Source organism: Streptomyces sp. NPDC002787 (assembly GCF_053592095.1).
Genome location: NZ_JBSFVC010000039.1, coordinates 23,337 through 45,616 on the forward strand (window position 1 = coordinate 23,337; position 22,280 = coordinate 45,616).

General features: G+C 71.3%; 24 protein-coding genes and 1 riboswitch. Of the genes, 11 read left to right on the forward strand and 13 right to left on the reverse strand.

The annotated features are described in order from the left end of the window. Positions 1-29: 29 nt before the first annotated feature. Together ACWD26_RS37885 and ACWD26_RS37890 are read right to left on the reverse strand one after the other, a co-directional pair. Positions 30-704 carry a class I SAM-dependent methyltransferase gene (locus ACWD26_RS37885; RefSeq protein WP_451277224.1) on the reverse strand — a complete coding sequence of 225 codons (675 nt, stop codon included), beginning with the start codon at positions 702-704 and terminating at the stop codon, positions 30-32. Positions 705-830: 126 nt separating this feature from the next. Beyond that, a complete protein-coding gene (locus ACWD26_RS37890) occupies positions 831-1,517 on the reverse strand; it encodes an esterase/lipase family protein (RefSeq protein ID WP_451277226.1) in 687 nt (228 codons plus the stop codon). A gap of 169 nt (positions 1,518-1,686) precedes the next feature. Between ACWD26_RS37890 and ACWD26_RS37895 the strand changes: the two genes are divergently transcribed. Beyond that, positions 1,687-3,840 carry a LuxR C-terminal-related transcriptional regulator gene (locus ACWD26_RS37895; protein ID WP_451277228.1) on the forward strand — a complete coding sequence of 718 codons (2,154 nt, stop codon included), beginning with the start codon at positions 1,687-1,689 and terminating at the stop codon, positions 3,838-3,840. 81 nt (positions 3,841-3,921) lie between these two features. On the opposite strand, the gene bioD is transcribed toward ACWD26_RS37895, so the two are convergent. Genes bioD through bioB form a run of 3 tightly spaced genes read right to left on the reverse strand, consistent with a single transcriptional unit; the run spans position 3,922 to position 7,158 of the window. Then, the gene (gene bioD, locus ACWD26_RS37900; RefSeq protein WP_451277297.1) at positions 3,922-4,641 is read right to left on the reverse strand and encodes a dethiobiotin synthase; all 720 of its coding nucleotides are present in this window, start codon (positions 4,639-4,641) and stop codon (positions 3,922-3,924) included. A gap of 14 nt (positions 4,642-4,655) precedes the next feature. Continuing rightward, positions 4,656-5,945 (reverse strand): adenosylmethionine--8-amino-7-oxononanoate transaminase, encoded by a 1,290-nt coding sequence (locus ACWD26_RS37905; protein ID WP_451277230.1) that lies wholly within the window; start codon positions 5,943-5,945, stop codon positions 4,656-4,658. Further along, positions 5,938-7,158 carry a biotin synthase BioB gene (gene bioB, locus ACWD26_RS37910; RefSeq protein ID WP_451277232.1) on the reverse strand — a complete coding sequence of 407 codons (1,221 nt, stop codon included), beginning with the start codon at positions 7,156-7,158 and terminating at the stop codon, positions 5,938-5,940. Before bioB ends, ACWD26_RS37905 begins: the two co-directional genes overlap by 8 nt. Positions 7,159-7,356: 198 nt before the next feature. On the opposite strand from bioB, the gene ACWD26_RS37915 reads away from it, so the two are divergent. Then, complete coding sequence (locus ACWD26_RS37915; protein WP_451277234.1) at positions 7,357-8,487, forward strand: 8-amino-7-oxononanoate synthase; 1,131 nt, start codon at positions 7,357-7,359, stop codon at positions 8,485-8,487. 57 nt (positions 8,488-8,544) lie between these two features. On the opposite strand, the gene ACWD26_RS37920 is transcribed toward ACWD26_RS37915, so the two are convergent. Both ACWD26_RS37920 and ACWD26_RS37925 read right to left on the reverse strand, forming a co-directional pair. After that, complete coding sequence (locus ACWD26_RS37920; RefSeq protein ID WP_451277235.1) at positions 8,545-8,769, reverse strand: DUF397 domain-containing protein; 225 nt, start codon at positions 8,767-8,769, stop codon at positions 8,545-8,547. 23 nt (positions 8,770-8,792) lie between these two features. Continuing rightward, the gene (locus tag ACWD26_RS37925; protein ID WP_451277237.1) at positions 8,793-9,650 is read right to left on the reverse strand and encodes a helix-turn-helix domain-containing protein; all 858 of its coding nucleotides are present in this window, start codon (positions 9,648-9,650) and stop codon (positions 8,793-8,795) included. A gap of 247 nt (positions 9,651-9,897) precedes the next feature. Here ACWD26_RS37925 and ACWD26_RS37930 point away from each other — a divergent pair, with 247 nt between their 5' ends. Beyond that, positions 9,898-10,356, forward strand: coding sequence for an ATP-binding protein (locus ACWD26_RS37930; RefSeq protein WP_451277239.1), 459 nt, complete (start codon positions 9,898-9,900; stop codon positions 10,354-10,356). On the opposite strand, the gene ACWD26_RS37935 is transcribed toward ACWD26_RS37930, so the two are convergent. From ACWD26_RS37935 to ACWD26_RS37950, 4 genes are all read right to left on the reverse strand, one after another. Further along, positions 10,328-10,897: a DUF6328 family protein gene (locus ACWD26_RS37935; RefSeq protein ID WP_451277241.1), complete on the reverse strand. Its 570-nt coding sequence runs from the start codon at positions 10,895-10,897 to the stop codon at positions 10,328-10,330. The two genes, ACWD26_RS37930 and ACWD26_RS37935, sit on opposite strands and share 29 nt — an antisense overlap. A gap of 130 nt (positions 10,898-11,027) precedes the next feature. Continuing rightward, entirely contained in the window at positions 11,028-11,501 is a 474-nt protein-coding gene (locus ACWD26_RS37940; RefSeq protein WP_451277243.1) for a C40 family peptidase, read from the reverse strand. Between the two features lie 3 nt (positions 11,502-11,504). Then, positions 11,505-11,675: riboswitch (cyclic di-AMP (ydaO/yuaA leader) on the reverse strand. Between the two features lie 371 nt (positions 11,676-12,046). After that, positions 12,047-12,364: a hypothetical protein gene (locus ACWD26_RS37945; RefSeq protein ID WP_451277244.1), complete on the reverse strand. Its 318-nt coding sequence runs from the start codon at positions 12,362-12,364 to the stop codon at positions 12,047-12,049. Positions 12,365-12,371: 7 nt separating this feature from the next. Then, complete coding sequence (locus ACWD26_RS37950) at positions 12,372-13,013, reverse strand: ATP-dependent Clp protease proteolytic subunit (protein ID WP_451277246.1); 642 nt, start codon at positions 13,011-13,013, stop codon at positions 12,372-12,374. A gap of 163 nt (positions 13,014-13,176) precedes the next feature. Between ACWD26_RS37950 and ACWD26_RS37955 the strand changes: the two genes are divergently transcribed. The 8 genes from ACWD26_RS37955 (at position 13,177) to ACWD26_RS37990 (ending at position 20,231) form a co-directional block, all read left to right on the forward strand. Continuing rightward, positions 13,177-13,455 carry a type II toxin-antitoxin system Phd/YefM family antitoxin gene (locus ACWD26_RS37955; RefSeq protein WP_451277248.1) on the forward strand — a complete coding sequence of 93 codons (279 nt, stop codon included), beginning with the start codon at positions 13,177-13,179 and terminating at the stop codon, positions 13,453-13,455. A gap of 360 nt (positions 13,456-13,815) precedes the next feature. Continuing rightward, positions 13,816-14,118, forward strand: a complete 303-nt coding sequence (locus ACWD26_RS37960; RefSeq protein WP_037705202.1) for an urease subunit gamma — start codon at positions 13,816-13,818, stop codon at positions 14,116-14,118. A gap of 10 nt (positions 14,119-14,128) precedes the next feature. Then, positions 14,129-14,440, forward strand: a complete 312-nt coding sequence (locus ACWD26_RS37965) for an urease subunit beta (protein WP_451277250.1) — start codon at positions 14,129-14,131, stop codon at positions 14,438-14,440. Then, positions 14,433-16,154 (forward strand): urease subunit alpha, encoded by a 1,722-nt coding sequence (locus ACWD26_RS37970; RefSeq protein ID WP_451277252.1) that lies wholly within the window; start codon positions 14,433-14,435, stop codon positions 16,152-16,154. Before ACWD26_RS37965 ends, ACWD26_RS37970 begins: the two co-directional genes overlap by 8 nt. Then, on the forward strand, positions 16,154-16,828 hold the full coding sequence (locus ACWD26_RS37975; protein WP_451277253.1) for an urease accessory protein UreF: 675 nt from the start codon (positions 16,154-16,156) through the stop codon (positions 16,826-16,828). The genes ACWD26_RS37970 and ACWD26_RS37975 overlap by 1 nt, the downstream gene beginning before the upstream one ends. A gap of 210 nt (positions 16,829-17,038) precedes the next feature. After that, positions 17,039-17,722: an urease accessory protein UreG gene (ureG, locus tag ACWD26_RS37980; protein WP_451277255.1), complete on the forward strand. Its 684-nt coding sequence runs from the start codon at positions 17,039-17,041 to the stop codon at positions 17,720-17,722. Further along, positions 17,719-18,480: an urease accessory protein UreD gene (locus ACWD26_RS37985; protein ID WP_451277299.1), complete on the forward strand. Its 762-nt coding sequence runs from the start codon at positions 17,719-17,721 to the stop codon at positions 18,478-18,480. The genes ureG and ACWD26_RS37985 overlap by 4 nt, the downstream gene beginning before the upstream one ends. Before the next feature lie 161 nt (positions 18,481-18,641). After that, positions 18,642-20,231: an alpha/beta hydrolase gene (locus tag ACWD26_RS37990; RefSeq protein WP_451277257.1), complete on the forward strand. Its 1,590-nt coding sequence runs from the start codon at positions 18,642-18,644 to the stop codon at positions 20,229-20,231. Between the two features lie 68 nt (positions 20,232-20,299). Here ACWD26_RS37990 and ACWD26_RS37995 read toward each other — a convergent pair whose 3' ends face one another. Beyond that, complete coding sequence (locus ACWD26_RS37995; protein ID WP_451277301.1) at positions 20,300-21,325, reverse strand: NAD-dependent epimerase/dehydratase family protein; 1,026 nt, start codon at positions 21,323-21,325, stop codon at positions 20,300-20,302. Between the two features lie 106 nt (positions 21,326-21,431). Further along, positions 21,432-22,151, reverse strand: a complete 720-nt coding sequence (locus ACWD26_RS38000) for a lysophospholipid acyltransferase family protein (protein WP_451277259.1) — start codon at positions 22,149-22,151, stop codon at positions 21,432-21,434. Positions 22,152-22,280 lie beyond the last annotated feature (129 nt).

A 22,280-nucleotide genomic window follows, 5' to 3' on the forward strand; every position in this document is an offset into this window, starting at 1 on the left:
CGCCGTGAACCAGCCGCCGTCCTAACGCCCTAGCCCTCGGCATCGTCGGGTTCGGGCCGCAGGGCCCGGCCCACCACGCAGTAGGAGGTGGGCAACCGCGGCCCCGTCTCGGGCATCGGGATCTCGCGGACCTCCTCGACCTCGAACCCGGCGGCCCGGATCGTGCCGACCGGGTCGCGGGACACATGACAGCCCCCGAACAGCAGCGGCCACACCGTACGGTCCAGCGTCCGCTGGGCCGTACGCATCGCGCTTCCGCCACCCCGGCCGTGCTCGAAGAACCGCAGCTCACCGCCGGGACGCAGCACCCGTCGCACCTCGCTCAGCGCACGCCGGACGTCCCGCACGCTGCACAGCACCAACGACACGACAGCGGCGTCGAACGCCTCGCTCTTGACCGGCAGCGCCTCCGCCGCGCCCGGCACCACGTCCACGGGCACCTCGGCGCGCAGGGCGGACTCCCGGGCCAACTGCCGCAGGGAGCGCTCGGGTTCGATCGCCACCACCTCCGCGACCGTGCTCGGGTAGCGCGCGAAGTTCAGGCCGTTGCCGGCGCCGATCTCGATGACCCGACCCGACAGCCCGGCGAGCAGTTCGTCGCGTACGGGACTGATCCTCGGCTCCGCCGACACGCTCAGCCTGGCGTAGAACCGGGCGAAGAGAGGGTGGTGCACGGCGTCCTTCGCGGCGCGGGCTCGGGCCATGAGGACCTCCCGATGAGGACGGCGGATACCGCGATTGTCCCCCGGGAAGCACCGGCTCACCCGTCGCGCGGCCGTGGGGAACGGCTGTGCGACGGGTGCCGTGGGGGCGCTGTGCCGGGTGCCGGATCAGGCGATGAAGGCCCGGACCTGCTCGTAGATGCCCTCGTCGTTGTTCATCTCGTTGTGCGGGACGCAGCCGACCTCGACGTTCGTCGCGCCGCTGAGGATCGCGGAGGTGTCCGGGGTGAGCGCGTCGTCGCAGTTCGACCAGTAGCTGGCGTACGACACGCTGCCCGGCGTCTCGTCACCGGAGTTGAGCGCGGTCAGGAACGAGCTGCCGGTGTACATCTCGGAACAGGACGTGTAGAGCCACCGGCACCAACCGGCGACGGTCGTCCCGTGGTTCACCCCGGCCGTGGAGACGAAGTCGTCCACGTACGACGTCCCGCCGAGGTTCTTGAGGTAGTAACGGGAGCTCAGCGCGCCCATGGAGTGGACGACCACGTCCACCTTCGCGGCGCCCGTCGCGGCGCGCACACTGTCGATCTTGGTCTTGAGCTGTGCCGCCGTCGTGGCGTTGGACTGGCCCCAGTCGTAGGACCAGGAGTACAGCTCCGAGGACGTGTAGCCGTCCGCCTTGAAGTACGCGGTCCAGTCGTCCCAGCTGCTGGACGAACTGCTCAGGCCGTGTACGAAGACGACGGGGTTGCGGGTCGCGGCCTGAGCGGAGGTCGCGGAGAAGGAGAGCGACAGAAGGAGCGTGGTGGTCACGGTCGCGAGGGCCGTGGCGATACGGCGCATGCGGCGATGCATGGAGCCTCCTGATGCGGGTGGGGTTCGTCAGGAGTGTCAGGGCGGTCTACGCGCGCCGCATCGGCGAAATCGCCGGTCTTTACTGGTCGGTTAACTCGCAAGTAACGTGATGAGTGTGGTGACTCCGGTGAACCCCCCACACCTTCCGCATCGCTCGCCACCGCCCCCCATGAACGTGTGGCCGAGCCCCAGCACAGCGTCGGCCGCCGCGCCCACGCTGTCCGAAGGCGTGCGCGTACGCCTGCTGCACGCCGCCCACGGCGATCCACGGGCCGCCGCGGAACTCGCCGCCGTCCTGACCCCACGCCAGCTCACGGGCCTCGACCCGCTCCCCGCCGAGCCCCTGGCGCTGGCGCCCGCGCTGCTGAGGACCCACCGCCGGGACGTACGGGCCCTGCCCGACGACACCCGGTTCCTGCTCCTCCTCGCCGCCGCCGACCAGCATCCGGTCCCGACGCGCGCCTACGCACGGGCCGTCACGGCGGCCCGGCTCGACACCCGCCCCCTCGACACGGCGGAGGCGGCCGGCCTCGCCCACGCCACGGCCCGGGGCATCGTCTTCCGCGACGCCTGGACCCGGATGGCCGTGTACGAGTCCGCTTCCCTGGCCGACCGGCGCGAGGCCCACCGTCTCCTCGCCGCCGTGCTGAGCGGCGAGGGCGAGAGACCCGGCCGGTCCTGGCACCGGGCCGCCGCCGCCCTCGGCCCCAGCCGCCGCCTCGCCGCCGAACTCCGCTTGGCCGCACGGGTGGCACGTGCCATCGGCGACCCCGCCCTGGCCTCCGCGCTCGCTGAACGCGCCGCCACGCTCACCCCCGAACCGGCCGAACGCATGCCCCTGCTCGCCCACGCCGCAGCCGAGGCATGGCAGTCGGGCGACGGCGACCGGGCCCGCCGCCTCGTCGCCGCCACCGCCGACGACGCCCTCGGCGGCCTCCTCGCGCTCCGGGCCGGCAACGCCGCCGAGGCCTTCGACGCCCTGCTCACCGCCACGGTCCGGCACGGCGGGGACCACACCTCGGACGCGGCCGCCCATCTGCTGGCACGAGCCACCGAGGCCGCCATCTACACCGGCGACCTGCGCCGCTGCCGGGAGGCCGCCGCCGTCGCGGACGCGTTGGGCATCCGGCCGCCGAGCACCCTCGGCGCGCTCGCCGCCGCGTTCGAAGGACGGTACGACGACGCCCGGGACGTCCTCGAAGCCGCCGCCGGACGCTGCGGTCCCGGCGGCGACCCCACCCAGCTGATCCACTCCGGGATCGCCGCCCTGCTCCTCGGCGACCACACCCGCGCCTTCACCGCCACCGCCCGCGCCGCCGCCTCCGCGCGGGCCCGGGGCGAGACGGTGACCGTGCCGCAGGCCATGGAGTTCCGGGCGTACGCCGAGTTCTGGACCGGGCGCCCCAAGGCCGCCGAGGCCGCCGCCCTGGACGCCCTGCGCCAGGCGTACGCCACCGGACAGGACAACGGGGCCTGCCATCTCCAGGCCGCCCTCGCGATGTTCGCGGCCGTCACCGGCGACGAGAAGGTGTGCCGGGAGCGCGCCGAGTCCGCCCGCGCGTACGCCCTGGAGCGCGGCCTCGGACTGCCCGCCGCGCTCGCCCTGCTCGCCCTCGCCTTCCTGGACCTCGGCGCGGGCCGTTACGCCGCCTCGGCGGCCCGTCTCCGCGCGCTCGCCGGCTTCGGCCCCGGCCACGGGCACCGGGCCATCCGGCACATCGCCACCCCGCACTACGTCGAAGCCGCCGTCCGCACCGGCGACACCCGCGTCGCCAGCGTCGCGCACGCCGACTACGACCGCTGGGCCCGTACCGTCCGCAGCGCCGACGACCTCGCCCTCAGCGCCCGCTGCCGTGCGCTGCTCGCCACCGGGGAGGAGGCCGTCGAGCACTACCGCGCCGCCCTCGACCTGCACGCCTCCGGCACGCGCGATTTCGAACGCGCCCGTACGGAACTGTTGTTCGGCAGCGCCCTGCGTCGGCTCCGCAACCGCACGGAGGCCCGCGACCGCCTCCACAGCGCCCTGGAGGCCTTCGACCACTTCGGCTCCCCGCGCTGCGCCGCCCAGGCCCGCGCCGAACTCCGGGCCCTGGGCGAGCGCGCCTCGGCCGCGCCGGCCGCGGAGGACCTGGCGACCAGGCTGACCGCTCAGCAGTTGATGATCGCCCGCATGGCGGCGGAGGGTGCCACGAACAGGGAGATCGCCGCACGACTGCTGCTGAGCCCGCGCACGATCGACCACCATCTGCGGGGCGTGTTCTCGCGGTTGGGGATCCGGTCACGGATCGAGTTGGTGAGGCTGCTCGGGGAGGCGGAAACGTGAGGCCGGGGCGCGCCCCGTCAGGGGCGCCGGGAACGGCGCGATCAGCCACGACGATCGCGCGGTCGGCGGATCGCGGAGCTTCTACGGCGCGGCTTCGGCGGCACTGAAGGAAACGGCGTCCCACACCCCACCAAGCGCCGGGGCCAGCCAACCCCCCGCCCTCGCCCGGAAATCGCGGGGCGCCAACGCCCCCACCCCCGCAGGCACCGCCCCCAGCAACGGCGCCCCCGCGACCACCGGCAGGTCCGCCAGGTTGCAGCGGGACGCCAGGTCCGGGGCCTCGGGCCAGCTGCCGATGACGACACCTGCCAACTCCACCTGCCGCACGGCGAGTTCGCGGGCCGTCAGCTCCGTCGTGTTCAGCGTGCCCAGTCCCGCCGCGGCGACCAGCAACACGGGCGCGCAGAGGAGCCGTGCGGTGTCCGCCAGCGTGCCGCCGGCCTCGTCGAAGCGGACGAGGAGGCCGCCCGCGCCCTCGACCAGGACCAGGTCGTGGTCGGCCTGCAGCTTGGCCGCGGCCTCGGCGACGTCCTCCGGATGCACCGAAGGCAGGCCGGAGCGCCGGGCGGCCGTCGCGGGAGCCAACGGCTCGGGATAGCGGGCGAGTTCACGCGCGGTCACGGCGCCCGCGAGCCGGGCCACCTCGTCCGCGTCGCCCCGCTCGTCCGCCCGTACACCCGTCTGCGCGGGCTTGAGGACGGCCACGGACCGGCCGGACGCCACGGCCACCGCCGCGACCGCCGCTGTGGTGACCGTCTTGCCGACCTCCGTGCCCGTCCCCGTGATCACCAGGACCGTCATGTCATCCTCTTCCGTCATCCCGCCGTCGCCGCCGCGCACACCGCGCGCGCTGTCCGAGCCACGTCCTCGTCGCCCGTGACATACGGCGGCATCGTGTAGACGAGGTCGCGGAACGGCCGCAGCCACACCCCCTCGCGCACGGCGGCCGCCGTGGCCGCCCGCATGTCCACCGCGTGGTCGAGCTGGACGACACCGATCGCGCCGAGGACCCGGACGTCCTGCACGCCCGGTACCTCGCGCGCCGGCGCCAGCCCCTCCCGCAGCCCCGACTCGATCCGCTTGACCTCCGTGAGCCAGTCCTGGCCCAGCAGCAGTTCGATCGAGGCACAGGCGACGGCGGCGGCCAGGGGATTGCCCATGAACGTGGGACCGTGGGCGAGGACCGGCACCTCGCCCCGCGAGATCCCGTCGGCCACCCGCGCGGTGCACAGCGCCGCCGCCATGGTCAGGTAACCGCCCGTCAACGCCTTGCCCACGCACATCACGTCCGGCGTCACCGTCGCGTGGTCCGCCGCGAACAGCGCCCCCGTACGCCCGAACCCGGTCGCGATCTCGTCGAACACCAGCAGCACGTCATGCGCGTCGCACACCTCGCGCAGCACCCGCAGATACGCGGGGGAGTGGAACCGCATCCCGCCCGCGCCCTGCACCACGGGCTCCACGACGACGGCGGCCAGTTCGTCGGCGTGCCGCTCGACCGCCGAGCGCAGCAACTCCGCGTACGACTCCTCGAACTCGGCCGGCGGGGCCTCCACGAACACCTGGCGGGGCAGGACGCCCTGCCACAGCTCGTGCATCCCGCCCTCGGGGTCGCACACCGACATCGGCTGCCAGGTGTCGCCGTGATAGCCGCCGCGCCAGGTCAGCAGGCGCTGCTTGCCGGGACGGCCGAGCGAACGCCAGTACTGCAGACACATCTTGACCGCGACCTCGACGGAGACCGAGCCCGAGTCGGCGAGGAACACATGCTCCAGACCCTCGGGTGACATGTCGACAAGGTGCTTCGCCAACCGTACGGCGGGCTCATGGGTGAGTCCGCCGAACATGACATGACTCATCCGGCCGAGCTGCTCGCGCGCCGCCTCGTTGAGGACGGGGTGGTTGTAGCCGTGGATCGCCGACCACCACGACGACATGCCGTCGACCAGCTCGCCCGAGCCGTCGGCCAACTTCAGCCGGACCCCGCTCGCCGACTCCACGACGAGCGGTTCCTGCCGGCCCGGCATGGGCCCGTAGGGATGCCACACGTGCCGCCGGTCGAGCTCCAGCAAACGGGGCACGCTCAGGTGGGGCAGATCAGGCATTGGGCGCGAGATCGGTTCCGGCGCCCCGACGGCGTACGGCGACCAGGTCCGTACGGGCCTCGCCGGCCGGCGCTTCCGCGGCGGGACCGCACACGCCACCGCCCTCGTGCGACCCGCACCCGGCGCCGTCGTGGGATCCGCACCCCGCGGCCTCGTGCGATCCGCACCCGGCGCTCTCGCGGGACCCACAGCCGCCGGCGGACGCGGTCGCCCGATGCTCCGGCAGCGTCACCTGGTCGGCGCCCTCCACCTCGAAACCGGCGTCCGCGATCATCTCCAGGTCGGCCTTGCCGGCCTGGCCCTCGCTGGTGAGGTAGTCGCCGAGGAAGATCGAGTTGGCCAGGTGCAGGGCGAGCGGTTGCATCGTGCGGAGATGGACCTCGCGGCCGCCCGCGATCCGCACCTCGATGTCCGGGCAGACGAACCGCACCATCGTCAGGATCCGCAGACAGCGCTGGGGGGTGAGGTTCCACTCCTTGGCGAGCGGGGTGCCCTCGAACGGGATCAGGAAGTTGACCGGCACCGAGTCCGGGTCCAGTTCACGGAGGGAGAAGACGACGTCGACCAGGTCCTCGTCGCTCTCGCCCATCCCGGCGATGAGCCCCGAGCAGGCCGACAGACCCGCCGCGTGCGCCTTCCGGACGGTGTCGACGCGGTCGGCGTAGGTGTGCGTCGTCGTGATCTCGCCGTACGTCGCCTCGGACGTGTTGAGGTTGTGGTTGTAGGCGTCCGCGCCCGCCTCGCGCAGGCGTTCGGCCTGGCCGTCGGAGAGCAGACCGAGACAGGCGCACACCTCGACGCCCTCGTTCTGGTCCTTGATGGCCTTGATGGTGTCGGAGACCCGGTCCACGTCCCGGTCGGTCGGGCCGCGCCCGGAAGCCACCAGACAGACCCGCTTGGCGCCACCGGCGAGCCCGGCGGCGGCGGCCTCGGACGCCTGGTCGGGCTTCAGCCAGGTGTACTTGAGGATGCCGGCGGTGGAGCCCAGCCGCTGGGAGCAGTAGGAGCAGTCCTCGGGGCACAGCCCGGACTTGAGGTTGACGAGATAGTTCAGTTTCACCCGTCGCCCGAACCAGTGCCTGCGCACCTTTCCGGCCGCGGCCACCACGTCCAACAGCTCGTCGTCGGAGGTGCGGAGGACGGCGAGCGCCTCGGCACGGCTCAGCGGCTCGCGCCGGAGCCCCTTGTCCACCAGCGTGTTCAGCAGGTCCATGAGAGCCGATCCTGTCCTACGGGACCGCTCCCGGCCAAGGAGGCTTCGGACAACAGAGTGGGATCGAGGTGTGGGTATCGCCACATCGTGGGCGGCCGACGGTGCCACTAGTGTCTGTGCACTGCCTACAAAAGCCCCCGCCGCGCTGTCCAGGACAGCCCCGGCGCCGTGGGCTGCCCACACCACCCCGGAGGACCCATGGCGTTCGGCTGGATCGACGAGCAGGCGTCGGCGCGCCGCCGGGCCGGGCTCGTACGCACCCTGCGCCCCCGCCCCGCCGACTCGCCGCTCCTGGACCTCGCGAGCAACGACTACCTGGGTCTCGCCCGGCACCCCGAGATCACCGAGGGTGCCGCCGAGGCCGCGCGCAGGTGGGGCGGCGGGGCCACCGGCTCCCGGCTCGTCACCGGCACCACCGAGCTCCACGGCGAGCTGGAGCGGGAACTGGCCGACTTCTGCGGCTTCGAGGCCGCCCTGGTCTTCTCCTCCGGCTACGCCGCCAACCTCGCCGCCGTCACCGCGCTCGCGCCGCACGGCTCCCTGGTCGTCTCGGACGCGGGCAACCATGCCTCCCTGATCGACGGCTGCCGGCTGGCCCGGGGCACCACCCAGGTCGTCGCCCACGCGGACCCCGACGCCGTCCGCAAGGCCCTGGGCACGGCGGGCCGGGGGCCTGCCCTCGCCGTCTCCGACACGGTCTTCTCCGTGGACGGCGACGCCGCCCCACTGGCCCGGCTGGCCGCCGCCTGCCGGGAGTACGGTGCCGGGCTCGTCGTGGACGACGCCCACGGACTCGGCGTCCTGGGTGACGGGGGCCGGGGCGCGCCCCACGCGGCGGGGCTCGCGGGTGACCCCGACGTCGTCGTGACGGTCACGCTGTCCAAGTCGCTGGGCAGCCAGGGCGGCGCCGTCCTCGGCCCGGCGCACGTGATCGACCACCTGGTCAACGCGGCCCGTACGTTCATCTTCGACACGGGCCTGGCGCCGGCCGCGACGGGTGCGGCGCTCGCCGCGCTCCGGCTGCTGCGCCGCGAGCCGGAGCGTGCCGCGCGGGCCCGTTGGGTGGCGCGGGAGCTGCACACACGGCTGACGGCGTCGGGCCATGAAGCGGTGCGGCCCGACGCCGCCGTGGTGTCCGTACGCGCGCCGTCTCCGGATCAGGCGGTGCGGTGGGCGGCGGACTGCCGGGCGGCGGGTCTCGCCGTCGGCTGTTTCCGCCCACCGTCCGTCCCCGACGGCGTGTCGCGGCTGCGGCTGACCGCCCGCGCGGATCTCACGCGGGAACAGATCGACCGAGCCGTGGGGATCATCGGCGATACGCGACCGTGAGTCGGCGTCCCGGCCGAGCGTCGCCGTAAGCGGAAGTACGAACGCTGTCGGTGGTGGTCACCGAAGCGTGGTGATGAATCCCTCCCAGGCTTCGGGGTCGAACAGCAGGGCGGGCCCCGCCGTGTTCTTCGAGTCGCGCACGGCCACGAGCCCGGCCCAGCGGCCGGGCCCGGGACGGGCCGTCTCCACACAGTTGTTCGCCGCCACGCTGTGGCTGCTGCGCAGCCAGCACACACCGTGCAGGTCGGTACTGGTGGATACCTTCCGAGGCGGTGCAGACATGGTGCCTCCTTACGCGCCGTCGACTAGCCGTCGGCCAGCCCGGCGATGTAATCCAACGAGTCCTCGGGCGAAAGGGCGTGGATCTGAAGGGCGTTGAAGGCCTCGACATAAGCCCTGAGGTCTTCTTTCCGCTCCAAGTAGAGGCTACTCGTCAAGTGGTCGAGAACAACCACGTCCAGATCGGAAGTGCTCCTAAATGAGAAAATTACGAAAGGGCCGGTGATGCCGATATACGCCCCGGCAGCGAACGGCAGCACCTGCAGTCGCACCTGGGGAAGGGCCGCCGCCTCGACCAGACGCCTCAGCTGGCGAGCCATGATCTCGGGACCGCCGACCTCCCGCCGCAGAACCCCCTCGTCGAGCACGGCGCTGAGCTTCAACGGCGGATCCCCGCGCAGGACGTCCTGGCGGGCGAGCCGTACCTCCACGAGCGCGTCGAGTTTGTCGTCTTCCAGCCCGTCCAGCGCGGCCCGCGTCACCGCCCGGGCGTACTCGGGGATCTGCAGAAGCCCCGGCACCACCGACGTCTCCAGCGTCCGCATCCCGCCGGCCTGTGACTCCAGACTGATGAAATCGCGGTACGTCGGCGGCAGCACGCCCCGGTAGGCGTGCCACCAGTTGTGCCGCCCGCTCCCGTCCTCGGAGCCCGCCAGAGCCAGGAGCACCTCCCGTAATTCGGAGTCGTCGACCCCGTACGCGTCCAGTAGCTTGCGTACGTCCCCGGGCTTCACCCCGCTGGCGCCCGTCTCGATCCGGCTCACCTTCGACTGGTGCCAGCCCACGAGACGGGCCGCCTCGATGCTCGTGAGACGGGAACGGGTGCGCAGGACACGCAACTCGGCACCGAGCTTGCGGCGGCGCACCGCCGGACCGTACTGCATGGGTTTCTCCTTCCGCCCGGCGAGCGAAGTCGGGGTGACGACAGAGGATGGACGAAGACCCCTGCCAAATACGGTCGGCCGTCGGAGAGTTCACCGCTTCGAGCGACAGATATATGCACATCTTGGTGGATCGCCGCCCGTGACGGCCCAGGTAGTGGCAGTCTGGCGCGAAGCACCAGTCCGGGACCGTAGTCGAACCATCCGCTCCCTGTCGGACACCGGTCCCGTGGGAAAGGGACGCCTCGCCATGGCAGATCACCAGGAAGCATCCGTCACTCTGCCGAGCGATCCCGCCTCGGTGCCCGCTGCCCGGAACTACGTCACCACCGTGCTGGCCGAATGGGGCCTGCCGGGTGACACGGACATCGCGGACACCGTGCGCCTGATCGTGTCCGAACTCGCCACCAACGCCGTCCAGCACACACTCGGTCAGTCGCCCACGTTCACCGTGGACATCGCGCTCGACCGGGACGAGCACCTGCGCATCGGCGTCACCGACAGCCATCCACGTTTTCCCAAGCGCCTGCCCGCCGCCGTCCAGCAGGACAACGGCAGGGGCATGGTCATCATCCGCTGGCTGACCGCCGAGTGCGGCGGCAGGCTGAGCATCAGACCCACACGGGAGGGCGGTAAGACGGTGGCGATCGAGCTGCCGTGGACGGTCCCCGTACAGCCGGTCAGGACAGGTGGTCCGCAGGAGCCGTGACGGAGTCCTGACCCCGGGGGGCGGGGACCGTCCCGTCCTGACGCGGCGTCCTCGTGCTGCCGTTGCGCTCGGAGCGTCCCACCAGCTTCGGGAGCACGGCCCACAGGAACAGACACCCGAGGAGCGTGCCGACCCCGGCGATGATCCCGGCCGTCCGGCCGAGCGTCACGTCCACGACGAGCATCACGGACCCGGCGAAGGCCGGCATCAGCACCCCCAGGCCCACGGTGGCCAGCCGGGACGAGACCTGGACGATGGTGGGCTTGGCGTTCTGCTGGAAGAGCAGCCGGTGCAGGGCGGCCGGGGCGGTGAAGAGCGTCGCCGCGAGGACCGCCAGCAGCAGGGTGGTGACGTAGGTGGCGCGCTGTACGGAGTCCAGGTCCGGGAAGCGCGGTGTGAAGGCCAGCGTCAGCAGGAACGCGAAGAGGATCTGCACCCCTGTCTGGGTGACCCGCAACTCCTGCAGCAACTCGGCGAAGTTACGGTCGGCGCGTTCGAGGGGCGTCTCGTTGCGGGCGGGGCGGGTGCTTTCGTCGGCCATGACTGAACGAGTAACCAGTTCGGCCGGGGGTACGCCCCTGTGCAAGGGGCGCGGAAGAGCGACCCGGGGGGCGGGTGAGGAGCAGGCCGGGGGGCGGCCGTGCGTTCCGCCGCCGCCCCCCGACGGTGGGTCAGCGGACCCGGCCGTACCAGACGCTCTTCGTCCAGATCTTCTGCAGCCGGACGACGTCACCCGTCTTCGGCGAGTGCCAGATCTTTCCCTTCCCCGCGTAGATACCGACGTGGTAGACGTTCGAGCCCGAGTGGAAGAAGACGAGGTCTCCGAGCTTGCGGCTGCTCGCGGAGATGTGCTTCGTCTTGTTGTACTGCTGCTGGGCAGTACGGGGCAGCTTCTTGCCCGCCTTCTTGAACGAGTACAGCGTCAGCCCTGAGCAGTCGAACCTGCCTGGGCCCGTGGCGCCGTACTTGTAAGGGGAGCCCTTCTTGGAAGCCGCGACCTTGAGTGCCTTCGACGCCACCGTGGCGGCCTCGGCGTCGGCTGCGACGCCCGGGACCACGATGCTGCCGCTGACAGCGGCGATGGTCAGAGCCGAGGCCGTGCCGGCCCGGGTCAACAGCGACGGGACACGATTCAGCGCAGTCATGCGCAACCCTTCGTCAGCCGCCTGTGAAGGATGACCTGTCGGATTCGGGCTGACAAAGTTGCCCGGCCGCTGACGCGGCTTCACCCCAAGGGCTGCTCGGCCCGGTCATGGCGTGACCGTTCCGGCGACCCGTCGTGCTTGGGTCCTCCACTCCTGCCGATGCAATCCTGTCGACCGGTCATCCGGGCGGCGGCAGGACTCGGCGTCCACCCGGATCGCCCCGCCGCTGCGGCGGGGGCTTGTCGTCAGGAAGGGATCTTGACGCACGGAAGTCCGAAAATCCCAACGGAATCGGGGATTTGTGGTCTTACTCACCACTCGCCCGTTCGGGTGGACAGGACGATTTCGGTAGGTGTGTCCACGTGGCCGAGGAGGTCCGCACCAGCACCGGAATAATGCATTCCGTCAGTTCGGTGGCCAGATCGCGCAACTTCACAGGTTCTTTGGACGTATGGGCCGATGGGTCGATCGTGCTAGGCCGTCCGGAGGGTGCGTACCCGGGCCGGACGCCCCGTCAGTAATACGGCGAGCGGCCGGGGATCGGTTCAGGCCGGTGAGTCCTCCGGCTCCGGCGGCAGCGCGACACGGGCCGCCCGGCGCTCGCCGTCGAGAACTCTCAGGGCCCGCGCGAGGGTTGGGGCGTGCACCTCGTTCTCACCGCGCCTGTGCATCAGTTCGAGCGCGTCGCGCAGAGCGATCGCCTTGGCGACGAGCGCCTGCGCCGCGCGCAACCCGCGGTACGTGTCGCCCGGGCGGGCCGGATTGATCCGGCCGAGGAGGTCGACCGCGTCCAGGTAACGGTCGATCAGCTCCGCCTCGGCGCGCGTGAGCGCGGGCAGCGGCGGCAGTTCGGGTGGGAGCATCGACGCCTCACCTCGCGCCGGGGAGCGTGCGCGAGGTCTTACGGCTCGGGATCACCCGATCGGCCAGTCCGTACTCCACCGCCGCCTCGGCGTCGAGGAACGTGTCCCGCTCGATGTCGGCACTGATCCGCTCGGGGCTCTGCCCCGTGTGCCGTACGAGCATCTCCTCCAGCTTCCGGCGGTTGCGCGTCAACTCCGCCGCCCGGATCGCCAGATCGCTCGCCTGCCCCTCGATCCGGTCGGCCGACGCCGGCTGGTGGATCAGCACGCGCGCCCCCGGCAGCACGAACCGCTTGCCCGGTGTGCCCGCCGCCAGCAGCACCGCGGCGGACGGCCCGGCCTGGCCCAGACAGATCGTCTCCACATCGCAGGTGACGAATCGGATCGTGTCGTAGAGCGCCGTCATCGCGCTGAACGAGCCGCCGGGCGAGTTGATGTACAGCGAGATGTCCCGGTCCGGCGACTGGTACTCGAGGTGCATGAACTGCGCCATCACATCGTTCGCGGACGTGTCGTCGATCTGCGTCCCGAGGAACACGATCCGTTCTTCCAGCAGCTTCGAGTACGGATCCATCGTTCGGTGACCCGCACTGGTGCGCTCGGTGAACTCGGGCAGCACATGGCGGGCCGACGGTCGGTTCGCGGGCATGGGAAATGCCTCCTCTGATCGACTTCTGTAAAAAATGTACAGGACGTACGTATGGTGGGGGGAGGGGTGTCGGCTCAGAGCGAAAAAGTGCCTCACGGGAAGCGGGGTGGAAGGGGATCTTCCGCTCGGAGCGGTGTGTGGTGGCCGGTCTAAGCTGGACTTCATGGCCTACGAGATTCCGGTGACGCAAGCCAGGGCTGAGCTCGCCGAACTGATCAACCGCGTGGTCTACGGCGGCGAGCGCGTCGTCGTGACGCGGCACGGAAAGCCCCTCGTCGCCCTGGTCTCCGCCGCCGACCTGGAGCAGCTCGAAGCGCTTCAGGAACCCGCGGAGGAGCCGGTGATCAGTGCCGTCTCCAGCGTCCGCGAGGCCGCTTCGGCACCGAGGGAACAGCAGCGGTTCGGGATAGCGGCGGAGCACCGGAGGCCTGGGGCTTCGTAAGGGTTGCGGGGGCGCGTCGGGACACGCTCGGTGCCCCGAGAGGGCGGCCGCCTTACGTGCCCGGGTCTTCGCCCGAGCACGGTGACCGGCATCGGAGGTCGTGTCGGCCAGGGCCGGCGGCGGCGCACTCGAGCGCAGGCGGAGCCCCGCGTCGGCCGTCGATGTGGCCACCACATCGGTGGTCGGAAGCGAGCGGCGCGCGACCCGGGAAAGCGCGGGCCGACAGGAATCCGATCACGGTCCGGTTAACGTCGCTGAAACGCCACCCAATTAGCCTGCGGCCACGCCACCAGCGAATTTGCCCGGTGGCGAGGCAACCGGACCCCGCACGGTCCGGAGCGAGGATGTGAGGTGGACGCCGTGCAACTGACCCCGCACGAGCAGGAGAGGCTGCTGATCCATGTGGCGGCCGACGTGGCGGAGAAGCGCCGGGCCCGTGGCCTGAAGCTGAACCACCCCGAGGCCGTGGCGCTCATCACCGCGCACATCCTCGAAGGTGCCCGGGACGGCCGTACCGTGGCCGAACTCATGGCGTCCGGGAGGCAGTTGCTGACCCGCGACGACGTCATGGAGGGCATCCCCGAGATGATCCACGACGTCCAGGTCGAGGCGACCTTCCCGGACGGCACCAAGCTCGTCACCGTCCACGACCCGATCGTCTGAGGGGGCCTCCATGATTCCCGGAGAGATCCTCTTCGCCGAGGACCCGATCGTCTACAACGAGGGCCGTGAAATCACCCGGCTCACCGTCCTCAACGCCGCCGACCGGCCCGTCCAGGTCGGTTCCCACTACCACTTCGCCGAAACCAACCCCGGCCTGGAGTTCGACCGCGCCGCCGCGCGCGGCAAGCGGCTGAACGTCGCCGCCGGCACCGCCGTGCGCTTCGAGCCCGGGATCCCCGTCGACGTGGAACTCGTACCGCTCACCGGCGCCCGTGTCGTGCCCGGACTGCGCGGGGAGACCGGAGGTGCCCTCGATGCCTGAGATCTCGCGTGCCGCGTACGCCGACCTGTTCGGCCCGAGCACCGGTGACCGTATCCGGCTCGCCGACACCGATCTGCTCGTCGAGATCGAGGAGGATCGTTCCGGCGGTCCCGGGCTCGCTGGTGACGAGGCCGTGTTCGGCGGCGGCAAGGTCATCCGCGAATCCATGGGCCAGGCGCGTGCTACGCGCGCAGAAGGCACCCCCGACACGGTGATCACCGGCGCGGTGATCATCGACCACTGGGGCATCGTCAAGGCCGACATCGGCATCCGCGACGGCCGGATCACCGGCATCGGCAAGGCGGGCAACCCCGACACCATGGACGGGGTCCACCCCGACCTGGTCATCGGCCCCGAGACGGAGATCATCGCGGGCAACGGGCGGATCGTCACGGCCGGCGCCATCGACGCGCACGTCCACTTCATCTGTCCGCAGATCGCCGACGAGGCGCTGTCGTCCGGTGTGACGACACTGGTGGGCGGCGGCACGGGACCGGCGGAGGGCTCGAAGGCCACGACCGTCACGCCCGGCCCCTGGCACCTCGCCCGGATGCTGGAGGCGATGGAGCAGTACCCGCTCAACATCGGTTTCCTCGGCAAGGGCAACACGGTCTCGCACGAGGCGATGCTGTCCCAGATCCGCGGCGGTGCGCTCGGTCTGAAGCTGCACGAGGACTGGGGGTCGACCCCGGCCGTCATCGACGCGTCCCTGACCGTCGCCGAACGGACCGGTATCCAGGTCGCCATCCACACGGACACGCTGAACGAGGCCGGGTTCGTCGGTGACACACTCGCCGCGATCGCCGGACGCGGCATCCACGCGTACCACACCGAGGGCGCCGGCGGCGGGCACGCGCCCGACATCATGACCGTGGTCTCCCAGCCGCACGTCCTGCCCAGCTCCACCAACCCGACCCGGCCCTACACCGTCAACACCGCCGAGGAACACCTCGACATGCTGATGGTCTGCCACCACCTGAACGCGGCCGTGCCGGAGGACCTCGCGTTCGCCGAGTCCCGCATCCGGCCGTCGACCATCGGGGCCGAGGACATCCTCCACGACCTGGGCGCGATCTCGATCATCTCTTCGGACGCCCAGGCCATGGGCCGGGTGGGTGAGGTCATCCTGCGGACGTGGCAGACGGCCCATGTGATGAAGCGGCGGCGGGGTGCGCTGCCGGGCGACGGGCGTGCGGACAACCACCGGGTACGTCGATATGTCGCCAAATACACGATCAACCCCGCGCTCGCACAGGGGCTCGCCCGGGAGATCGGGTCCGTCGAGAGCGGCAAGCTCGCCGACCTCGTGGTGTGGGAACCCGCGTTCTTCGGGGTCAAGCCACAGCTGGTGATCAAGAGCGGACAGATCGCGTACGCCCAGATGGGCGACGCCAACGCGTCCATCCCCACACCGCAGCCGATCCTCCCGCGTCCCATGTACGGGGCCATCGGGCGGGCGCCCGCCTCCAACTCGTTCAACTTCGTGGCGCCGCTGGCCATCGAGGACGGGCTGCCGGAGCGGCTCTCACTGGGGAAGCGGTTCGTCGCGATCGAGTCGACGCGTGGGGTCACCAAGGCGGACATGCGCGAGAACGACGCGCGGCCCGAGGTACAGGTCGACCCGGACAGCTTCGCCGTGCACATCGACGGGGAGCTGGTGGAGGCGACGCCTGCGGCCGAACTGCCCATGGCCCAGCGGTACTTCCTCTTCTGATGTCCAGGGCGACTCTTCTCGTCCTGGCCGACGGCCGGTTTCCCGCCGGGGGGCATGCGCACTCCGGTGGGGCCGAGGCGGCCGTCAAGGCCGGGCTGATCACCGGGGCGGAGGGGCTGGAGGCGTTCTGCCGGGGCCGGTTGCACACGGCGGGGCTGGTGTCGGCGGCGTTGGCCGCGGCGGCTGCGCTCGGGGTGGATCCACTGACGCTGGACGCCGCCGCCGACGCGCGGACGCCGTCCGTCGCCCTGCGGGTCGCCTCGCGGAAGCTGGGGCGGCAGCTGATGCGGGCGGCGCGGGCGACGTGGCCGTCGGGGGAGCTGGACGCGTTGACGCGGGAGTTCCCCAAGGGGGCGCATCAGCCGGTCGTGTTGGGGCTGGCGGCCAGGGCCGCCGGGCTGGGGCCGGATGACGCCGCGTACTGCTCCGTGTACGAGAGTGTGAGTGGGGCGGCGAGTGCGACGGTGCGGTTGCTGAGTCTTGATCCGTTCGATGCGACCGGGGTGTTGGCGCGGTTGGCTCCTGAGATGGATGTGGTGGTGGGGGCGGCGGTCGATGCGGCTCGGGGGGTGGGGGCCGGTGGGGTGGAGGGGTTGCCTGCGGCTTCCGCTCCGTTGTTGGAGATCAGTGCGGAGGTGCATGCGGCTTGGCCTGCGCGGTTGTTCGCGTCCTGAGTTTCTCGCCCCCGCCGCCCCTACCCGTCCCGTCCCAGGGGCTGTGCCCCTTCGAACCCCCCTTTTCCGCGGGCGAGCTCGGGGGTTCGGTTGCTTGGCGGGTGCGGGTTGTGTGTGGTTGCTCGCGCAGTTCCCACCCGTCTGCTGCCGCCAATCAACCGCCCCCCGAGCTGTCCCGCGAGCCAGAGCCGAAACAAGGAGTCGCTTTCCATGCATCTCGACCACACCCACTCCCACGACGGCCCCTCCGCCGTGAGCGCCGACGCGCAGCGGGCTGACGGCAGTCGTCGTGCCCTGCGGATCGGGCTCGGCGGTCCCGTCGGGTCCGGCAAGACGGCCACCGTCGCCGCGCTCTGTCAGGCCCTGCGGGAGGAGCTGTCCCTCGCTGTCGTGACGAACGACATCTATACGCGAGAGGACGCGGAGTTCCTGCTTCGCGAGGCCGTGCTGCCGCCCGAGCGGATCACGGCCGTGGAGACGGGGGCATGCCCGCACACGGCGATCCGGGACGACATCTCCGCGAACCTCGAAGCGGTGGAGGACCTGGAGGACGAGGTCGGGCCGCTCGATCTCATCCTGGTGGAGTCCGGCGGCGACAACCTCACCGCCACCTTCTCCAAGGGGCTCGTCGACGCGCAGATCTTCGTCATCGACGTGGCCGGCGGGGACGACATCCCGAGGAAGGGCGGGCCCGGTGTCACCACCGCCGACCTGCTCGTCGTGAACAAGACGGACCTCGCGCCGTACGTCGGGTCGGACCTCGCCCGGATGGCCGCGGACGCGAAGGCGCAGCGGGCGGAGCTGCCGGTGGTGTTCCAGTCGCTCAGGAGCGAGGCCGGAGTCGCGGACGTCGCCGCCTGGGTGAGGGAGAAGCTCACCGCGTGGACGGCATGACGACGGCCGGGGTCAGGGCCACCGCGCGGATCGTGGCACGCGCCGACGGACTGCGCGGCACCGCCCTGCCCGTGCTGGAGAGCGACGGGCCGTTGGCGTTGCGGCGGACCCGGGGCAGTGGCGACGAGGCGCGGGTCATGCTGGTCGGCGCCATGAGCGGGCCGCTCGGTGGGGATCGGTTCGCCGTGGAGGCGGGGGTCGGCGAGGGGGCGCGACTGCGCGTCGGGTCGGCTGCCGCCACGATCGCCTTGCCGGGGCAGGCCAAGGGCGAGGCCCGCTACGACGTACGGATCGATGTCGCCGCCGGAGGCGAACTGCGTTGGCTGCCCGAGCAGTTGATCTGCGCGAAGGGGAGCGATCTGCGGGTGTCGACACGGGTGGAGCTCGCGGTCGGCGCGCGGTTGGTGTTCCGGGAGGAGCAGGTGCTCGGGCGGGCCGGGGAGGAGCCCGGGCGGCTGGGCAGCCGCCTCACCGTGCTGCTCGGCGGGCGGCCGTTGCTCGACCAGGAGGTGGGGTGCGGCCCGGGGGCGCCCGGCGGTTGGGACGGTCCCGCCGTGCTGGCCGGCCACCGGACCTTGGGGCAACTCGTCGTCGTACGACCGGAGTTCGCCGAGAAGGCGCCCGGGCCGAAGGTGCTGGGGGAGACCACCGCACTCACTCCGCTCGCCGGGCCCGCCGTACTCGTCAGCGCGCTCGCGCCCGACGCGCTGCGGCTGCGGCGTGTGCTGGACGAGGCACTCGCCGAGCTGGACGGTTGAGGAGGGTGGGGGCGGAGATCCGCTGAACGGGACTTTCCGTACCGGTTATCGGATTAGTAAAGAACTCCTCGCTCCTCTGTTCTCAGGCGCCTCACAGGCACGAGGATCCCCGTGACCATGCGAACTCGGATCGATGTACGGGGAGTTCCCTCTTGAGTGGTATGAGGCCGACGAGAAGGGCGGCAGCGTTCGGCTCCGCCGGACTGCTCGTCACGGCGACCCTGATAGCCGGTGCCGTCACCGCCCCCGCGGCCAACGCCGCGGGCTCCGCGAGTGTGCGGGACCGTGAGGCCCAGGGCGTCGCCGTCGCCGCAGCCAAGGCGGCGAAGAAGGGCATCAAGTGGCAGGACTGCCCTGAGAGCTGGGGTCTGGAGAAGCCGATCAAGTGCGGCTGGGTCACCGTGCCGCTGGACTACGCCAAGCCGAACGGCAAGCAGATCAAGCTCGCCGTGGACCGTATCGGCAACACCGGTACGAAGAAGGAGCGCCAGGGCGCCCTCGTCTACAACCCCGGTGGTCCGGGCGGCTCGGGCCTGCGCTTCCCGCGCCGGGTCACGACCAAGGCCCCGCTGTGGGTCGACACGGCCAAGGCGTACGACTTCGTGGGCTTCGACCCGCGTGGTGTCGGCAAGTCGGCGCCGATCTCCTGCGCCGACCCGCAGGAGTTCGTGAAGGCCCCCAAGATGGACCCGGTTCCCGACTCCGAGGCCGACAAGCGCAAGCAGCGCAAGCTCGCCGCCGACTACGCGGCCGGCTGCAAGAAGCGCAGCGGCGCGATGCTGCCGCACATGACGACGCCGAACACCGCGCGTGACCTGGATGTCATCCGGGCCGCCCTCGGCGAGAAGAAGCTCAACTTCCTCGGCGTCTCCTACGGCACGTACATCGGCGCCGTCTACGGCACCCTCTTCCCGAACCACGTCCGCCGCATGGTCGTCGACAGCGTGGTGAACCCCTCCCGCGACAAGATCTGGTACCAGGCCAACCTGGACCAGGACGTCGCCTTCGAGGGTCGCTGGAAGGACTGGACGAAGTGGGTCGCCGCGAACGACGCCACGTACCACCTCGGCGACACCCAGGCCGAGGTGCAGGCGAAGTGGCTGGAGCTGCGCGCCACCGCGAAGAAGAACCCGATCGGCGGGCTGGTCGGCCCGGCCGAGCTGATCTCCTTCTTCCAGAGCGCCCCGTACTACGACTCGGCGTGGGCGCCCACCGCCGGGGTGTGGAGCAAGTACGCCGCCGGTGACACCCAGGCGCTCGTCGACGCCGCCGCCCCGGACCTCACCGACACCGCCGGCAACGCCGCCTCGGAGAACGGCAACGCCGTCTACACCGCGGTCGAGTGCACCGACGCCAAGTGGCCCACCAGCTGGAAGAAGTGGGACCGCGACAACACCCGGCTGCACAAGGACCACCCGTTCATGACCTGGGCCAACGCCTGGATGAACCTGCCGTGCGCCACCTGGCCGTCCAAGCAGTACACCCCGGTGGACGTGAAGACCAAGAAGGGCCTGCCGCCCGTTCTGATCGTCCAGTCCGAGCGGGACGCGGCCACCCCGTACGAGGGCGCCGTCGAGCTCCACAAGCGGTTCAAGGGCTCCCGCCTGATCACGGAGACGAAGGCCGGCTCCCACGGAGTCACCGGCCTGGTCAACCCGTGCGTCAACGAGCGTGTGGACACCTACCTGCTCACCGGCAAGGTGGGCAAGGCCGACGTGAGGTGCGCCCCGCACGCCACGCCGACGCCGTAGCTCCCCGAGAGGCGGAAGGGGGCGACCGGTTTACTCCGGTCGCCCCCTTCCGTATGCCGCTCACACGGTCACGTCGGCCGGCCCGCCAGCCACGCGTCCTCGGCCGCGTAGTCGAAGAGGTCCCCGTACGCCGCGGCCATCTTGGGGTACGCCTCCCGCCAGTCCCGGCCGCCCGCCAGCCGGCTCTCGATCCACGCGATCGTCTCCGGCAGGGTCTCGGCGTAGCGGACCACCGGGCGGTAGCCCAACTCCCGTTCCGCCGCCGTCATGTCGCACACCACGGGCACCGGCACCGACCATGGGGTGTCGCCCACGGTGGGAGCCGGGGCCGGGCCGTCCACCAGCACGTTCTCCGCCTCGACGCCCATCACCGCGTCGATCGCGGCGGCGATCTCCGTGACGGTCGGCGCGTCGGGGTCGACGGCGTTGAGCGCCCGTGTCCCGGGCCGTGCGGCGGCCAGCCGGATCAGCTCGGCGATGTTGTGGACGCTCGCGGGATGGAAGCGGCTCTCACCGCCGTACGCGAGGACCCGGCGGGGCCGGCCGTCCAGGTTGCGCTTCACGAAGTACAGCTCGCGTGGCGTACGGCAGCGCACGCCGTGGATGGCGCCCGCGCGCAGCAGTGTGGTGGGCAACCGGTCGGCGGCGGCGAGCAGTTCACGCTCCAGCCCCGCCTTGCGGGTGCTGTACGAGGTCTCGTCCGGCCGGATCGTGCGCTGGCTCTCGGGCAGCGGCACGGGGTATTCGGGGAAGCCGTCGGGTTCCGCCTGGGTGTCGAAGTTGCGGCCCTTGTCGTCCTCGTACACCGAGACGCTGGAGACGACGACCGCCGAGCCCACCCGGTCGGCCAGCGCGAGCAACTGCCGGGCGTGCTCCGGGCCGTACGCCACCATGTCCACCAGCACGTCACATCCGTCGCCGACGGCGGTCGCCAGCGCCGCGTCGTCCCCGCGATCGGCCGGAACGACCCGTACCTCCTCCGGCCAGCCGTCGTCCCGGTCGCCGCCCCGCGAGAGGGCGGTCACCGCCCAGCCGTCCCGCGCCAGCGCGTCCACGGCCACCCGGCCGATCTGTCCCGTCGCTCCGATCACCACAGCACGTCGTGTCATGCCCCCGACCGTACGACGCCCGCCCAGGGTTCGCGGGGCATCTCTGCTGCCAGCAGAATGGCTCAACTCGGCGGCGTCCGCAGAGCGTTGCTCAACTCAGCGGCATGCGGGGGAACTTGCGCTCCTTGGCCGCCGCGGCCTCCTCCGCCTTCACGACGGCCGCGTACTGGTCGACGTACTCCTGCTCGGAGAGCGAGAGGATCGCGTACATGATCTCGTCGGTGACGGCGCGCAGGACGGCCTTCTCGTTCTCCATGCCCTCGTAGCGGGAGAAGTCGAGGGGCTTGCCGAAGCGGATGACGACGGGGTGGATGTTCGGGATGACCTTGCCCGGGGGCTGCGCCTCGAAGGTGCCGATCATCGCGCAGGGGACGACGGGCACGCGGGCCTTGAGGGCCATGACCGCGACGCCGACCTTGCCCTTGTAGAGGCGGCCGTCGTGCGAGCGGGTGCCCTCCGGGTAGATGCCGAGGAGTTCGTCCTTGCTCAGCACCCCCAGACCCTCACGGATGGCGGCCTGACCCGCGTCTTTACCGGAGCGGTCGACCGGGATCTGGCCCGCGCTGTGGAAGAAGAAGGCCGTCAGCCGGCCCTTGAGGCCGGGGCCGGTGAAGTACTCGGCCTTCGCCAGGAAGGTGATGCGGCGCTTGAGGATCGCGGGCATCAGGAAGTGGTCCGAGAAGGACAGGTGATTGCCCGCGACGATGGCCGCGCCCGACGACGGCACGTGTTCGAGGCCCTCGATGCGAGGCCGGAAGACCAGCCTCAGCAGTGGCCCCAGAAGCACGTACTTGAGCAGGTAATAGAACACGGCGTCTCCCTCGCGCTACCGGATCGGCTCTATGGACGTGTTCCGCCAGATCACAGGACACATGCGCGCACTCAGTCGCTGTGCGGGTGTGGCCGTCTGCGGGCGGGTCTGGTCGGACTCATGCTGACT

Excerpts from the sequence above, each read along its gene's own strand:
- ACWD26_RS37885 (WP_451277224.1), bottom strand. The coding sequence starts at position 704 with ATGGCCCGAGCCCGCGCCGCGAAGGACGCCGTGCACCACCCTCTCTTC.
- ACWD26_RS37890 (WP_451277226.1), bottom strand. The coding sequence starts at position 1,517 with ATGCATCGCCGCATGCGCCGTATCGCCACGGCCCTCGCGACCGTGACC.
- ACWD26_RS37895 (WP_451277228.1), top strand. The coding sequence starts at position 1,687 with ATGAACGTGTGGCCGAGCCCCAGCACAGCGTCGGCCGCCGCGCCCACG.
- bioD (WP_451277297.1), bottom strand. The coding sequence starts at position 4,641 with ATGACGGTCCTGGTGATCACGGGGACGGGCACGGAGGTCGGCAAGACG.
- ACWD26_RS37905 (WP_451277230.1), bottom strand. The coding sequence starts at position 5,945 with ATGCCTGATCTGCCCCACCTGAGCGTGCCCCGTTTGCTGGAGCTCGAC.
- bioB (WP_451277232.1), bottom strand. The coding sequence starts at position 7,158 with ATGGACCTGCTGAACACGCTGGTGGACAAGGGGCTCCGGCGCGAGCCG.
- ACWD26_RS37915 (WP_451277234.1), top strand. The coding sequence starts at position 7,357 with ATGGCGTTCGGCTGGATCGACGAGCAGGCGTCGGCGCGCCGCCGGGCC.
- ACWD26_RS37920 (WP_451277235.1), bottom strand. The coding sequence starts at position 8,769 with ATGTCTGCACCGCCTCGGAAGGTATCCACCAGTACCGACCTGCACGGT.
- ACWD26_RS37925 (WP_451277237.1), bottom strand. The coding sequence starts at position 9,650 with ATGCAGTACGGTCCGGCGGTGCGCCGCCGCAAGCTCGGTGCCGAGTTG.
- ACWD26_RS37930 (WP_451277239.1), top strand. The coding sequence starts at position 9,898 with ATGGCAGATCACCAGGAAGCATCCGTCACTCTGCCGAGCGATCCCGCC.
- ACWD26_RS37935 (WP_451277241.1), bottom strand. The coding sequence starts at position 10,897 with ATGGCCGACGAAAGCACCCGCCCCGCCCGCAACGAGACGCCCCTCGAA.
- ACWD26_RS37940 (WP_451277243.1), bottom strand. The coding sequence starts at position 11,501 with ATGACTGCGCTGAATCGTGTCCCGTCGCTGTTGACCCGGGCCGGCACG.
- ACWD26_RS37945 (WP_451277244.1), bottom strand. The coding sequence starts at position 12,364 with ATGCTCCCACCCGAACTGCCGCCGCTGCCCGCGCTCACGCGCGCCGAG.
- ACWD26_RS37950 (WP_451277246.1), bottom strand. The coding sequence starts at position 13,013 with ATGCCCGCGAACCGACCGTCGGCCCGCCATGTGCTGCCCGAGTTCACC.
- ACWD26_RS37955 (WP_451277248.1), top strand. The coding sequence starts at position 13,177 with ATGGCCTACGAGATTCCGGTGACGCAAGCCAGGGCTGAGCTCGCCGAA.
- ACWD26_RS37965 (WP_451277250.1), top strand. The coding sequence starts at position 14,129 with ATGATTCCCGGAGAGATCCTCTTCGCCGAGGACCCGATCGTCTACAAC.
- ACWD26_RS37970 (WP_451277252.1), top strand. The coding sequence starts at position 14,433 with ATGCCTGAGATCTCGCGTGCCGCGTACGCCGACCTGTTCGGCCCGAGC.
- ACWD26_RS37975 (WP_451277253.1), top strand. The coding sequence starts at position 16,154 with ATGTCCAGGGCGACTCTTCTCGTCCTGGCCGACGGCCGGTTTCCCGCC.
- ureG (WP_451277255.1), top strand. The coding sequence starts at position 17,039 with ATGCATCTCGACCACACCCACTCCCACGACGGCCCCTCCGCCGTGAGC.
- ACWD26_RS37985 (WP_451277299.1), top strand. The coding sequence starts at position 17,719 with ATGACGACGGCCGGGGTCAGGGCCACCGCGCGGATCGTGGCACGCGCC.
- ACWD26_RS37990 (WP_451277257.1), top strand. The coding sequence starts at position 18,642 with ATGAGGCCGACGAGAAGGGCGGCAGCGTTCGGCTCCGCCGGACTGCTC.